This is a genomic window from Streptomyces sp. Tue6028, from assembly GCF_002300165.1.
GTDB classification, from domain to species: Bacteria; Actinomycetota; Actinomycetes; order Streptomycetales; family Streptomycetaceae; genus Streptomyces; species Streptomyces siamensis.
On the sequence record NZ_MLCE01000019.1, the window covers coordinates 339944 to 352866 of the forward strand.

The 12923-nt window shown below is 72.8% G+C and carries 12 protein-coding genes; 8 read left to right on the forward strand and 4 right to left on the reverse strand.

The window, feature by feature from the left end:
• Positions 1–5 precede the first annotated feature (5 nt).
• The 4 genes from BKI49_RS17590 to BKI49_RS17605 all read right to left on the reverse strand — a co-directional run bounded on the left by BKI49_RS17590 (position 6) and on the right by BKI49_RS17605 (position 3986).
• Complete coding sequence (locus BKI49_RS17590; protein WP_095935221.1) at positions 6–1571, reverse strand: ABC transporter permease; 1566 nt, start codon at positions 1569–1571, stop codon at positions 6–8.
• Positions 1568–2428 (reverse strand): ABC transporter ATP-binding protein, encoded by an 861-nt coding sequence (locus tag BKI49_RS17595; RefSeq protein ID WP_095935222.1) that lies wholly within the window; start codon positions 2426–2428, stop codon positions 1568–1570. Before BKI49_RS17595 ends, BKI49_RS17590 begins: the two co-directional genes overlap by 4 nt.
• A 146-nt stretch (positions 2429–2574) precedes the next feature.
• Positions 2575–3447: an anti-sigma factor gene (locus tag BKI49_RS17600; RefSeq protein WP_095935223.1), complete on the reverse strand. Its 873-nt coding sequence runs from the start codon at positions 3445–3447 to the stop codon at positions 2575–2577.
• The gene (locus BKI49_RS17605; protein WP_095935224.1) at positions 3444–3986 is read right to left on the reverse strand and encodes an RNA polymerase sigma factor; all 543 of its coding nucleotides are present in this window, start codon (positions 3984–3986) and stop codon (positions 3444–3446) included. Before BKI49_RS17605 ends, BKI49_RS17600 begins: the two co-directional genes overlap by 4 nt.
• Positions 3987–4109: 123 nt before the next feature.
• On the opposite strand from BKI49_RS17605, the gene BKI49_RS17610 reads away from it, so the two are divergent.
• The 8 genes from BKI49_RS17610 to pstS all read left to right on the forward strand — a co-directional run bounded on the left by BKI49_RS17610 (position 4110) and on the right by pstS (position 12901).
• Positions 4110–4508 carry a GntR family transcriptional regulator gene (locus BKI49_RS17610; RefSeq protein WP_095935225.1) on the forward strand — a complete coding sequence of 133 codons (399 nt, stop codon included), beginning with the start codon at positions 4110–4112 and terminating at the stop codon, positions 4506–4508.
• Entirely contained in the window at positions 4505–5428 is a 924-nt protein-coding gene (locus BKI49_RS17615) for an ABC transporter ATP-binding protein (RefSeq protein WP_095935226.1), read from the forward strand. Before BKI49_RS17610 ends, BKI49_RS17615 begins: the two co-directional genes overlap by 4 nt.
• The gene (locus BKI49_RS17620; protein ID WP_095935227.1) at positions 5425–6378 is read left to right on the forward strand and encodes a hypothetical protein; all 954 of its coding nucleotides are present in this window, start codon (positions 5425–5427) and stop codon (positions 6376–6378) included. Before BKI49_RS17615 ends, BKI49_RS17620 begins: the two co-directional genes overlap by 4 nt.
• Positions 6375–7349 carry a hypothetical protein gene (locus BKI49_RS17625; RefSeq protein WP_257004840.1) on the forward strand — a complete coding sequence of 325 codons (975 nt, stop codon included), beginning with the start codon at positions 6375–6377 and terminating at the stop codon, positions 7347–7349. The genes BKI49_RS17620 and BKI49_RS17625 overlap by 4 nt, the downstream gene beginning before the upstream one ends.
• A gap of 332 nt (positions 7350–7681) precedes the next feature.
• Positions 7682–9913 carry an RNA degradosome polyphosphate kinase gene (locus BKI49_RS17630; protein WP_095935293.1) on the forward strand — a complete coding sequence of 744 codons (2232 nt, stop codon included), beginning with the start codon at positions 7682–7684 and terminating at the stop codon, positions 9911–9913.
• Complete coding sequence (locus BKI49_RS17635; RefSeq protein WP_095935228.1) at positions 9894–10952, forward strand: CHAD domain-containing protein; 1059 nt, start codon at positions 9894–9896, stop codon at positions 10950–10952. Before BKI49_RS17630 ends, BKI49_RS17635 begins: the two co-directional genes overlap by 20 nt.
• A gap of 10 nt (positions 10953–10962) precedes the next feature.
• A complete protein-coding gene (locus BKI49_RS17640) occupies positions 10963–11385 on the forward strand; it encodes an NUDIX hydrolase (protein ID WP_095935229.1) in 423 nt (140 codons plus the stop codon).
• A 382-nt stretch (positions 11386–11767) separates the two neighbouring features.
• The gene (gene pstS, locus BKI49_RS17645; protein ID WP_095935230.1) at positions 11768–12901 is read left to right on the forward strand and encodes a phosphate ABC transporter substrate-binding protein PstS; all 1134 of its coding nucleotides are present in this window, start codon (positions 11768–11770) and stop codon (positions 12899–12901) included.
• Positions 12902–12923 lie beyond the last annotated feature (22 nt).

A 12923-nucleotide genomic window follows, 5' to 3' on the forward strand; every position in this document is an offset into this window, starting at 1 on the left:
CGTCCCTAGCCCCCGCACGAGTCACCGTCCGAGGTCTTGGTGCCGCCGTCGCCGGCGGGGACCCCGAGGAGCTCGGCCGCCCGCGCCGTGGACGTCTTGGGGGACGTGAGCTCCGCCCAGTGCGCCTTCACCTTGGGGACGACGCTGTAGCGGGGACGCTGGAGCAACTCCTGGACGATCCGGGTCTGTTCGGAGGTCAGGGAGATCGGGTTGGTGGGGGCCAGGATGACCTCGGCGCCGTCGACGTGGTCGTCGAGGGTGACGTTCGTGAACGCGGTCTTCGGGTGGGGCAGCGCGCCCAGCGCCAGCCACATGGCCGTCACGCCGCGGGCGTCGCACATCGTGCCGGCGGACTCCTCGTCGCCGGCGACGAGGACCGAGGCGACGCCGACCGCGAACTCGGGGGTGCGGTTGCCGCCCCACCGGGTGCCGACGGTGACGGTGCCACGGGTGGTGGACGGGGCGAGCGCCGCGTCGCCGTCCAGGCCGTAGCGGGCGTCGACCCGCTGGCGGACGGTCAGCCGCTCGCCGCCGGCCGCTCCGCCCGCGAGGGACTGGACGCCGTCGACGACGCGTGCCCAGTCGGCGGTGCGGCCCGTCCACTCCGGGTAGGCGCAGTACGTCGACCTGCCGTGGGTGACGCAGGACTGCACCTTCTGCGGGGTGACGGTCGCCTCGGTGCGGGCGGCGGCGAGCGAGGCCGGGTCGCCCGGGGACTGCCCGGCGATCCCGGCGCCCGTCGCGGCGAGGGCGAGAGCCGTCACGGCCACGGTGGTGCGCGTCCGGCCGCCTCCCCTCAGCACGGCGAGGCACAGCAGCAGCACCACGAGCCCGGACAGGTACAGCGCGTGCCAGGCGGCCGGGCGGCCGATCAGGTCGGACGGGAGCGCGGTGCGGCCCATCTCGGAGATGCTCGGCCACAGCCACCGTTCCCAGTGCGCGTCGCTCGCCCCGACGGAGACCAGGGTGCCGAAGGCGACGAAGCCCACGACGAGGAGCGGTGCGGCGAACGAGCTGGTCACCAGCCGGGCGGACAGGACGCCGAGGATGCCGGAGAGGAGCACCGACAGCGGGCCCACGGCCAGTTCGGCCGGTGATCCGTGACCGACGGCGCCGGGCTTGAGCGCCGCCCAGGTGAACTGGAAGGTGACGACCAGCGCGGTGAGGGCCGCGAAGGGCACGACGGACAGCCCGTGGGCGACCGTACGCCGCCACGGATCCATAGGGAGGACGTCGAGGTGACGGTCGGTGTCCCGTCGTCGCGAGCGCAGCACGGCCCGGTTGACGCAGACGAAGAGCGCGACGCCGAGGAGTATGGGCCCCGACTGGGTGTCGCGGTCGACGTCCTGGAGGACGGGGAAGTCGTCCATGCCCTCCCGGCCGGAGAACATCTGCCAGCCGGTGTAGACGACGTACAGCACGAGGAAGGCGAACACCGGGATCTGCAGGAGCAGTTCACGGGCTTCGAAGCGGGCCAGGGCGAGGACGGCGCGCGTCCTGGAGCCCTGTCCGGACGCGGACGGCTCCACCCCCGTGGGGGCCGTCCGTTCGATCGTGTCGGCGGCGCTCATGCGGCCACCTCCGCGGTCTCGCCGTCGAGGGTGAGCAAGTAGCCGTCCTCCAGGGTCGGTTCGAGGAGTTCGGCGCCCGGGGGCGGGTCGCCGACGTTGCGGAAGCTGCCCGTGCCCGTACGCCATCCGGCGCGGGCGCCCGGGTCGCGTTCGGTGCTGCTCCAGACCCGGCCGGCCGCCCGCGCGGTCAGCTCGGCGGGCGTGCCCTCGAAGCGGACCCGGCCCGAGGCCATGACGATCACGCGGTGGCAGAGCATCGCGACGTCCTCCGTCTGGTGGGTGGAGAGCAGGACGGTGCGCCCCTCGCCCGCCTGGGCGATCAGCTCCCTGAAGCGCATGCGCTGTTCGGGGTCGAGACCGACGGTCGGCTCGTCGAGGACGAGGAAGCCCGGGTCGCCGACGAGTGCGGCGGCCAGCGCTACCCGCTGGCGCATGCCGCCGGACAGCTTCTTGATGCGCTTGCCGCGCACGTCGGACAGGTCGACGGCGTCCAGCACGCGCCGCACCTCGCGGTGCCGGGCGGTGCGGTCCGTCAGCTCCTTCAGGATCGCCACGTAGTCGACGAAAGCGAAGGCGGAGAAGTCCTGGTGGAAGCCGGGTGTCTGGGGCAGGTAGCCCAGCCGGCGCCGGACGTCCAGGCGGCCGGACGGGCTGCCGGGGTCGTGCCCGAGGACGGTGAAGGCTCCCCGGTCGGCGGGCACCGCGGTGGCGAGCACCCGCAGCAGGGTGGTCTTGCCCGCGCCGTTGGGGCCGAGCAGTCCGGTGACGCCTTCGCCCAGTCGCAGGGAGACGTCGTCGAGGGCGACGGTTCCGCCGTAGCGGAGGGTCAGGCCGGAGGCGGAGACGGTGGGCGGCATGCGCAGGGGGCTCCTGTCGGAGTGGTGGTCAGGGGCGGCGGTCACGCGGCGCTCCTGTCGGAGGAGTGAGGTGGACGGGAGCGGCGGTCAGGCGGCGCGCCCGCGGGAGACGTGGGTGGAGCGGTCGGCGGCGGTGGCCGGCGTGGTCACGCCGTGCCGCCGCGGAAGGTGTCGGTGAGGGGCACGCGGGAGGCGTCGAACCGGTCGCGCACGAGGTAGAGCAGGCCCGTGGCGAGTACCGCGACGGCCGCGGCGACGCCTTGGCCCGCCGCGGTGAACGGTGCGAGCGTCGCGTGCGCCTCGGCCGCCGACCGTGCCGCCATCAGCACCGCGATCCACGCGCCGCCCACCAGGGAGGGCGCGAGGACCGGCCCGAGCCGGGGGGTCAGCGCGAGGCCGCTCCCGGTGAGGGCGAGGGCGGGCAGCAGCCAGGCCAGCGCACGCAGCCCGTAGGAGGGGAGGGCGAGGGTGGCGAGCCCGTTGAGGCCGAGGCTCACCGTGAGCACCGCGACCGTGCGGATCATGAGGAGCCGGAAGCTGTGGGTCGGGGAGACGACCGTCATCTCGTACGTCGGGTCGAGCACGGGCCCGTAGGACAGGGCGACCCCGGCGAGCGGCAGCAGCGGTGCGAGCGCCAGGAACATCGTGGGCGTGGCCGTGGTCCGCACCGCGTCGGCCGCCACCACCGTCATGACGAGCACGGCGAGGACCGCGCCCAGCCAGGAGCGGCGCAGCACCGGCGTGGCCGCCAGCAGCCGTGCGGTGTGCTCGGCGACGCCGACGCGCACCAGCAGCGACTCGACGAGGCCCGGCCGCGGGGCGTCCAGCTCGGCGTCGAGCCGTTCCCAGCCGGCGTCCAGGGCGACCGGGTCGCTGAGCGCGGCCAGTGTCTCGCGGCACTGCGCGCAGGAGGCGAGGTGGGTGTCGGTGGACCAGAGCCGGGGAGGTGTGGCCTCGCCCCGCGCGTAGGCCCGCAGGTCGTCCTCCGGCACGTGCCAGGCCGTACCGTGTGCGCTCATGCCAGCGCCTCCCTCAGCTGCTTGCGGGCACGCAGCGCCCGCGTCTTGACCGTGCCGGGCGGAATCCCCAGCAGGACGGCCGCTTCTCTGGTGGTGAGTCCGTCGATCACCGTGGCCTGGAGGACCGCCCGGAGTTCGGGCGACAGCCGGGTCAGCGCGCCGGCCAGGTCTCCGTGCTCCACACCGGCGAGGACGCGCTCCTCGGCGGAGGCCTCGTCGCGGTGCCGCAGGCGGGCCAGGGCCTGCCGGAGCCGGCCGCGGGCGCCGTCGCCGCGCAGTGTGTCGATGAGCCGGCGCGAGGCGATGCGCCACAGCCAGCCCGCCGGGTCGCCCTCCTCTCGGTAGCGGGCGGTGCCGCGCCACACCGAGAGGAACGTCTCCTGTACGACGTCGTCGACGACCGAGGCGTCGGCGCACCGGCCGCGCAGTCGCGCGGTCAGCCACGGCGCGTAGCGCCGGTACAGCTCCTCGAAGGCGCGACGGTCCTCGTCCGCCGCGATGGCCCGCAGCAGTTCTCCGTCGCTTCTCGTTTCCCTCACACCCCCTCATCGGACGAGCCCTGCCGATCGGTTCACGGATCGGTCCACGAAATTTTCGCCTTGACTCCGGGGACCGTCTTGCACCACCCTTTCACTACTCAATTAGTGAAAGGGGGTTTCGCCATGGGGGACCACGGCATCGAGTACCGCATCGACCGCCGCAGCGGCGTCTCCACCTATCTGCAGATCGTCCAGCAGACCAAGCAGGCCCTCCGCCTGGGCCTGCTGGAACCGGGCGACAAGCTCCCCACGGCCCGTGAGGTCGTGGAGGCCACCGCCATCAACCCGAACACCGTCCTCAAGGCCTACCGCGAACTCGAACGCGAGGGACTGGTCGAGGCACGCCGCGGCCTCGGCACCTTCGTCCGCAGGACCCTCGGTGCCGCCCCGGCGGACTCGCCGCTGCGCGCGGAACTCGACGCCTGGGCGAAGAGCGCGCACGCCGCGGGACTCGACCGCGAGGACGTCGCCGCACTGTTCGGCTCCGTACTGGACGCACACTTCCCGAAGGGGGACCAGTGAGTTCCACCAGCACCACCCCGCCCGCCGTCGCCGTCGAGGCGCACGGGCTCACCCTGCGGTACGGCAGGCGTTCCGCAGCGGCCCTCGACGACTGCTCCTTCCGTCTCCCCACCGGACGGGTGAGCGCCCTCGTCGGTCCCAACGGGGCGGGCAAGTCGACGCTGCTGGCCACCGCCGCCGGACTGCTGCGGCCCACCTCCGGCACGCTCACCGTCCTCGGCACCGCACCGGCCGAGGCACGCGAGCGCATCGCCTACCTCTCCCAGGACAAGCCCCTGCACCCCCAGCTCACCGTCGCCGAGACCCTGCGCATGGGCGCCGAGCTCAACCCCGCCCGCTGGGACGCCGCGCACGCCGCCGCGATCGTCGAGCAGGGCTCCCTCGACCCGAAGGCCCGGGTCCGGGGCCTGTCCGGCGGCCAGCGCACCCGCGTGGCACTCGCCCTCGCGCTCGGCAAGCGGCCCGAACTGCTGCTGCTGGACGAGCCGATGGCCGACCTCGACCCGCTGGCCCGCCACGAACTGCTGGGCACGCTCATGGCGGACGCCGCCGAACACGGCACGACGGTGCTGATGTCCTCGCACATCGTCGCCGAACTCGCCGACGCCTGCGATCACCTGCTGCTCCTGGGCGGCGGCCGGATACGGCTCGGCGGCGGCATAGACGACCTGCTGCACGCGCACAGCGTGGTGACCGGCCGTGGCACCCCCGCCGACCTCGCCCCGCACACCGTCGTCGAGTCCCGCGTCACCGGCCGCGGTCTGACCGCGCTGATCCGCCGCGACGGGCCGGTCGGTGCCGGCTGGGAGACCTCGGAGCCGTCCCTGGAGGAACTGCTCCTCGCCCACCTGCGCTCCCCCTCGGCCCCGGCCCTGCTCACCCCGGGCACGACCGCGACCCCGGCGGGGGTGACCGCGTGAGCGCCACCGCCCTCGCGGCCCCCGCGCGCCGCGCCCTCCCGCGCCCCCGCGGCCTGGTCTGGACCGTCCTGCGGCTGCACCGCACCGCGCTGTGGATCTGGACCGGCTTCGTCGTCCTCACCGCGGGGCTGCTGCTGTGGCTGTACGGGCCCGGCGCCGGCTCCACGCAGGAGAAGCTCGACACGCTCGGATACTCCGGCGTGCACGAGGCCGCCTGGTCCTCCGGGATCACCTCCAGCTACCTCTCGGGCACCTACAACGACCTCTTCTACGCCCCGTCCTCCCTGCTGGACATCGCCTCGTTCGCGGTGGCCGTGTTCGCGGGCGGCGCGCTGATCGCCCGCGAACTGGAGACCGGCACCGCACAGCTCGCCTGGACCCAGTCCGTGACGCCCGCCCGCTGGCTCGCCGCCAAGCTGGCGGTGCCCGCGCTGATCGTCACCGCGGGCACGAGCCTGCTGGTCGTGCTCTACGAACTGCTCTGGTCCGCCCACAGCAACCTCCTGATGGCCGGCATCGGACCGCGCGCCCTGCGCTTCTCCCTCGGCCCGGCCACGGTCGCCGCGCCGCTCCTCGGCCTGGCCGTCGGCGCGCTCGCCGGACTCGTGCTGCGCCGCACGCTGCCCGCCCTCGCGGTCGCCGGCGTCGCACAGTTCCTGGTCAACGCGTTCCGCGCCAACTCCTGGCCCTTCCAGGGCCATTACCAGCAGCCCGAACTGTCCGTGCGCAGCCGGGCGATCACCTCCACCGGCGCCGAGATCCGCGACCCGGGCTGCTACGCGGACCGCGCCTGCCTCGACCGGCACGACGTCGTCGGCTTCACCCGCGAGTACCTGCCGTCCCCCGACTACTGGCCCCGCCAGCTCCTGGAGACCGGCGTCCTGCTGGCCGCCACCGCCGTCCTCGTCGCCGTCGCCTTCGGCGTCCTGAAGAGGAGGTCCGCCCCGTGAGCGCCCCGAGTCTGCGCCGTCCGTCCGGTCTGACCTGGACCGTGCTGCGGCTGCACCGCGTGGCGCTGATCGCCGGGGGCGCCGCCCTGCTCGCCGTCGCGGCGACCCTGGTCTGGATGTACGCCATAGGCGCGGACGCCCGCGCGGCCATCGGCCCGTGCGGTTCGCCGGGCACCGGCCTGCCGAGCTGCTCGGCCCTGCGGGCGATCGGCACCGACGAGACGTACGGCGCCGGCATCGACTCCGTCGGCACCGTCCTGTCGTACCTGATGTTCCCGGTGGCCGCCTGGGCGGGCGGCGCCCTGATCGGCCGCGAAATGGAGAGCGGCACCGCGCAGCTGGCCTGGAGCCAGTCCGTGACGCCGGTGCGCTGGCTCGCCGCGAAGCTCGCCCTGCCCGCGGTCCTGCTGACGGCCGGCACCACCACGGCAGTGCTCCTCATCGTCTGGGCCCGCCAGGACGACAACCCCGACCTGGTCGGAGCCTGGTACGACCCCGACGTCTTCGTCTCCACCGGCCCGGTCGCCGTCGCCCACGTCCTGGCGGGTCTGGCCCTCGGCGCGCTCGCCGGGCTGGTGACCCGGAAGGCCCTGCCCGCCGTCGGCGCGTCCCTCGCCGCGGTCCTGGTGCTGCACACCGTGCTGGAGCAGGTGCGGACGGGCCTGTGGCCCGCCGACACGGTCACCGGCCGGGCCGCCCTGCGCCTTCCGGTGAGCTCCCTGGACCTCGAACACGGCGTGGTCACCGCCACCGGCGGGCGCATCGGCGGCGACCTGACCTGCGTCGGCTCCGACAGCGCCGCCGACATCCAGGACTGCATGCGGCACTCCGGCCTGAAGGACTTCTGGGCCACCTACCACCCCGAGTCCCACTTCTGGCCGCTCCAGCTGGTGGAGAGCGGCATCGTCCTCGCCGTCGCGGGCCTGGCCACCGCGGGCGCCTTCCGGCTCCTGCGCCGCCGCACCCCGTAGCCCTCCCGCCCCCGGCGGCACCCGCCGCACGGGGGCGGACCGGTACGCGGTTCCCGGGCATACGGACGTCCGGGAGCCGCTCCGCCATATCCCGCACGTCATGTCGTCTTAACCATCGATTCAGACGACCTTGCAACGCTCAAGCAATGAAGCCCGCCGTGCCCGAGCCTTCGCCTCCGCCGGACCACGAGCTCGTGCCGGAGAGCGATCCCACGCCGGCGACGGGGAGTGAGCGTACGCCGGTCACGCGGAACCGGATCATCCGCATCGCCGCGCTGCCACCCGCCCTCTCCGACGCGCCGGTCTCGCCCTCGGCGCGGAAGAATGGGTCCATGAACCAGCCAAGCGCCCAGGCACCGGTCAAGCACCCGCAGCCGTCCGTCGGCTCCATAGCCGCGCACCGCCCGCACACGGTGGCGGCGAACGTCTCCGACCTCGAGCCCGACATCGATGCCGACCTCGATGCCTACGAGGACTCGGCGCAGGACGGCGTCACCCTGCCGCAGGGCCGCTTCCTGGACCGGGAGCGCAGTTGGCTGGCGTTCAACGAACGTGTCCTCGAACTCGCCGAGGACCCGGACACGCCCCTGCTGGAGCGCGCCAAGTTCCTGGCCATCTTCGCCAGCAACCTGGACGAGTTCTTCATGGTCCGGGTGGCGGGCCTGAAGCGCCGCATCGCCACGGGCGTCGCCACGAAGTCCGCCTCCGGGCTCCAGCCCCGCGAGGTCCTGGAGATGATCTGGGCCCGCTCCCGCGAGCTCATGGCCCGGCACGCGGCCTGCTACCAGGAGGACGTCGCCCCCGCACTCGCGGAGGAGGGCATCCACCTGGTCCGCTGGGGCGAGCTGACCGAGAAGGAACAGGCCCGCCTGTTCACGCTCTTCCGGCACCAGATCTTCCCCGTCCTGACCCCGCTGGCCGTCGACCCGGCGCACCCCTTCCCGTACATCTCCGGCCTGTCGCTGAACCTGGCCGTCGTCGTGCGCAACCCGGTCAGCGGCCACCGCCACTTCGCGCGCGTCAAGGTCCCGCCGCTGCTCTCCCGCTTCCTGGAGGCCTCCCCGAACCGCTACGTCCCCATCGAGGACGTCATCGCGGCCCACCTGGAAGAGCTCTTCCCGGGCATGGAGGTCCTCGAGCACCACACCTTCCGCCTCACCAGGAACGAGGACCTGGAGGTCGAGGAGGACGACGCCGAGAACCTGCTCCAGGCGCTGGAGAAGGAGCTCATGCGGCGCCGCTTCGGACCGCCGGTGCGCCTGGAGGTCGAGGAGTCCATCGACCGGTACGTCCTCGACCTGCTGGTCCGGGAGCTGAAGATCTCCGAGGCCGAGGTGTATCCGCTGCCGGGTCCCCTGGACCTCACCGGCCTCTTCGGCATCGGCGCCCTCGACCGGCCCGAGCTGAAGTACCCGAAGTTCATCGCGGGCACCCACCGCGACCTCGCCGAGGTCGAGTCGGCCTCCGCGCCCGACATCTTCGCCGCCCTGCGCGAGCGCGACGTCCTGCTGCACCACCCGTACGACTCCTTCTCCACCTCCGTGCAGGCGTTCCTGGAGCAGGCCGCGTCCGACCCGGACGTGCTCGCCATCAAGCAGACCCTGTACCGCACCTCCGGCGACTCGCCGATCGTCGACGCACTCATCGACGCCGCCGAGTCGGGCAAGCAGGTCCTCGTCCTCGTCGAGATCAAGGCGCGCTTCGACGAGCAGGCCAACATCAAGTGGGCCCGCAAGCTGGAGGAGGCCGGCTGCCACGTGGTGTACGGGCTCGTCGGGCTCAAGACCCACTGCAAGCTGTCGCTCGTCGTGCGGCAGGAGGGCGACACCCTGCGCCGCTACAGCCACGTCGGCACGGGCAACTACCACCCGAAGACCGCCCGGCTGTACGAGGACCTCGGACTGCTCACCGCCGACCCGCAGGTCGGCGCGGACCTCTCCGACCTCTTCAACCGGCTCTCGGGCTACTCCCGCCGCGAGACCTACCGGCGGCTCCTGGTCGCCCCCAAGTCCCTGCGCGACGGCCTGATCGCGCGGATCAACAAGGAAGTACAGCACCACAACGCCGGACGCCCGGCCTACGTGCGCATCAAGGTCAACTCGATGGTGGACGAGGCGATCATCGACGCGCTGTACCGCGCCTCCCAGGCCGGCGTCCCGGTCGACGTATGGGTGCGCGGCATCTGCGCGGTGCGCCCCGGCGTCACGGGCCTGTCCGAAAACATTCGGGTCCGCTCCGTCCTCGGCCGCTTCCTGGAGCACTCCCGGGTCTTCGGCTTCGGCAACGGCGGTGAGCCCGAAGTGTGGATCGGCAGCGCCGACATGATGCACCGCAACCTCGACCGGCGGATCGAGGCACTGGTCCGGGTCACGGACCCGGCCCACCGGGCGGCCCTCAACCGGCTGCTCGAAACCGGTATGTCCGACACCACCGCCTCCTGGCACCTCGGCCCCGACGGAGAGTGGACCCGGCACGCGACCGACGCGGATGGCCAGCCCCTGCGCAACGTCCAGGAGATGCTCATAGACGCCCGGAGGCGCCGGCGTGGCACAGCAGCACCTTGATCCCCCCACCAACCCCGCGGCCCGGTCCTCTCCCCGGCTCCCGGCCCCGCTCGCGCAGGGAGGCACACCCACCGGAGACGACCTCGCGGCCTATCTGAGGGCCCAGGCCACGGAGTTCCTCCGTTCGCTGCGCCAGCACCGGGAGACCGGCGGCGCGGCGAACGGCTCGCAGGAGTCGGTCGACGCGGTGCGCGCCCTGCGCCGCTCGGCCCGCCGCATCAGCGGCAGCCTGCACACCTTCCGGCCCCTGCTCGAAGCGGACTGGTCGGAGGGCATGCGCCCCGAACTGGCCTGGCTGTCCGGGAGCTTGGCGCGCGAGCACGCGTACGGAGCCCGGCTGGAACGGCTGCTCGGGGCCCTCAACCGGCTCTCCGGCGCCGCCCTGCCCGCGTCGGGCGCCCCCGCGGCCCCCAAGGGGAACCTGACCGTCGGCGCGGCGAAGGCGGGCGCCCTGCTGGACCGTCAGCTCACGCTGGCCCGCACCCGTGCGCACTCCGCGGCCCTCCAGGCGCTGGGCTCCTCCCGCTTCCACGCGGTCGCCGACAGCGTGGCCGTGCTCGCCAGCGAGGTCCCGCTGGCCCCCGGCGCGGCCGGCACCGATCTGCGTCCCTCGGCCGCCGCCGCGGAGGACCGGCTGACGGACGCCGTCGCCGCGCTGCCGCTGGTCACCGCGGGCCACCCCTACAACGCGGAGGCACTCGTCCACGGCTTGTCCGCCGACACCGCCCCGCAGCCGCAGGACGCGCCGTGGCACCAGGTCCGGCTGCTGCTGCGGCTGCACCGCTACGCCCGCGAGGTGCTGTACGGCGAGGAGTGCCCGGTGGACGTGCGGCTGCTCGCCGCGGGCCAGGCGCTGAACCGGCACCGGGACGCGGCGGAGGCGGCCTCGGCCGCCGCCGCGGCGGCGCGCACCCCGCGGATCGCCCCGGCGACGGCGTACGCGCTCGGTGTGCTCCACGCCGACCAGCGGCACGAGGTGGAGGCGGCCCGGTTCGCCTTCCAGCAGGCATGGCAGAAGGAAGCCGTACGCACCCCCTGAGGGAGGCCCCATGGCACCCACGGCAGACGACACCATCCAGGCGGCGGGCTGCGTCCTGTGGCGTCGCTCCCCGTTCGACGGGGAGCTGGAGATCTGCCTCGTGCACCGGCCGAAGTACGACGACTGGTCGCACCCGAAGGGCAAGCTGAAGCGCGGCGAGGACCCGCTCACGGGGGCGGTCCGCGAGGTGGAGGAGGAGACGGGGTACGTCGCCGCCCCGGGCGCCGCCCTCCCCGCGCTCCACTACCTCGTCGGCGGCCGCCCCAAGGAGGTCCGCTACTGGGCGGCCGAGGCGGTGAATGGCCATTTCACGCCGAACCGCGAAGTCGACCGAGTCCTGTGGCTCTCCCCCACGGCGGCCCGTCACCGTCTGACCCAGCCCCGGGACCGCGACCTGGTCGACGCCCTGCCGGACGTGCTGCACCTGGCCTAGGGACTCCTGCTCCCGGCAGAGGATCACCTTCCGCCCGGTACATACCGCCCTCTCCGGCGTGCATGTGCCGGGCGATCGCCGTTCTGCGCTTCTCTAGGCCGTTCACGACGAAATCTGAATGATTCCGTGCATATGCCTAGAGTTGTCGGTGGGACCCGAGTTGCCGGAAACCGACCTGTGTCCTCGACGTAAGCGTTCCGTGACCTCACCGCACCGTCCGCAGGGGTTCACCCCCCGTTCACTTATGGCCATCGGCGGCTTCACCTGTTCTGCCTAATTTCGGCCTTACCCGGTGCGGAGCGCCTTCTCGACGGAGCCTCCGCATACACCGAACCTCGCACGCCGCCAACCTGACGGCGGCTCCTGGAAGGAACTCCCGAAAGTGAAGCTTCAGCGCAAGAACCGGCTTCGCGCCCTCTCGCTCGGTGCTGTCGCCGTCTCCGGCGCCCTGGCCCTCACGGCGTGCGGCTCGGACGACACCGGCAAGGACAACGGTGGCGGCAGCTCGTCGGCGGCCAGCAACAACAGCGCCATCAAGTGCGACGGCGCCAAGGGCCAGCTCCAGGCCTCCGGCTCTTCCGCCCAGAAGAACGCGATCGACGCCTGGGTCAAGGCCTACACGGCCGCCTGCAAGGACGTCCAGATCAACTACAACCCGACGGGTTCGGGCGCCGGCGTCACGGCGTTCACCCAGGGCCAGACCGCGTTCGCCGGTTCCGACTCGCCCCTCAAGCCCGAAGAGGCCACCGCGGCCAAGAAGGCGTGCGGCGGCAACGCCGCGGTCGACCTGCCCATGGTCGGTGGCCCCATCGCCATCGGTTACAACCTCCCGGGTGTCGACAACCTCGTCCTGGACGCCTCGACGATCGCCAAGATCTTCGACGGCAAGATCAAGACGTGGAACGACGACGCGATCGCCAAGCTGAACCCCGACGCGAAGCTCCCCAGCACCAAGATCCAGGCGTTCCACCGCTCGGACGAGTCCGGCACCACGGACAACTTCACCAAGTACCTGAAGGCCGTCTCCCCGTCGGACTGGAAGTACTCGGGCGGCAAGGCCTGGCAGGCGAAGGGCGGCCAGTCCGCTCAGGGCTCCTCCGGCCTCGCCCAGCAGGTGAAGCAGACCGCGGGCGCGATCTCGTACTTCGAGCTCTCCTACGCCGCTGACGGCATCAGCACCGTCGACCTCAAGACGGAGGCCGCCACCCCGGTCAAGGCCACCGTCGAGAACGCCACCAAGGCGATCTCCACCGCCAAGGTCGCCGGCGTCGGCAACGACCTGGCCCTGGAGCTGAACTACAAGCCGACTGCCGAGGGCGCCTACCCGCTCACGCTGGTCACCTACGAGATCGTCTGCGAGAAGGGCAACAAGGCCGACACCCTGGCCGCCACCAAGTCCTTCCTCAACTACGTCGCGAGCGAGGACGGTCAGAAGCTCCTGACCGACGCGCAGTACGCGCCGATCCCCGCCGAGATCATCACCAAGGTTCGTTCCACCGTCTCGAACCTGAGCTGACCCGAGTGTGCGGCCCGCCTCA

Bases quoted from the DNA above. Each gene is read 5' to 3' on its own strand.
- BKI49_RS17630 (WP_095935293.1), top strand. From the start codon at position 7,682: ATGAACCAGCCAAGCGCCCAGGCACCGGTCAAGCACCCGCAGCCGTCC.
- BKI49_RS17595 (WP_095935222.1), bottom strand. From the start codon at position 2,428: ATGCCGCCCACCGTCTCCGCCTCCGGCCTGACCCTCCGCTACGGCGGA.
- BKI49_RS17590 (WP_095935221.1), bottom strand. From the start codon at position 1,571: ATGAGCGCCGCCGACACGATCGAACGGACGGCCCCCACGGGGGTGGAG.
- BKI49_RS17600 (WP_095935223.1), bottom strand. From the start codon at position 3,447: ATGAGCGCACACGGTACGGCCTGGCACGTGCCGGAGGACGACCTGCGG.
- BKI49_RS17640 (WP_095935229.1), top strand. From the start codon at position 10,963: ATGGCACCCACGGCAGACGACACCATCCAGGCGGCGGGCTGCGTCCTG.
- BKI49_RS17610 (WP_095935225.1), top strand. From the start codon at position 4,110: ATGGGGGACCACGGCATCGAGTACCGCATCGACCGCCGCAGCGGCGTC.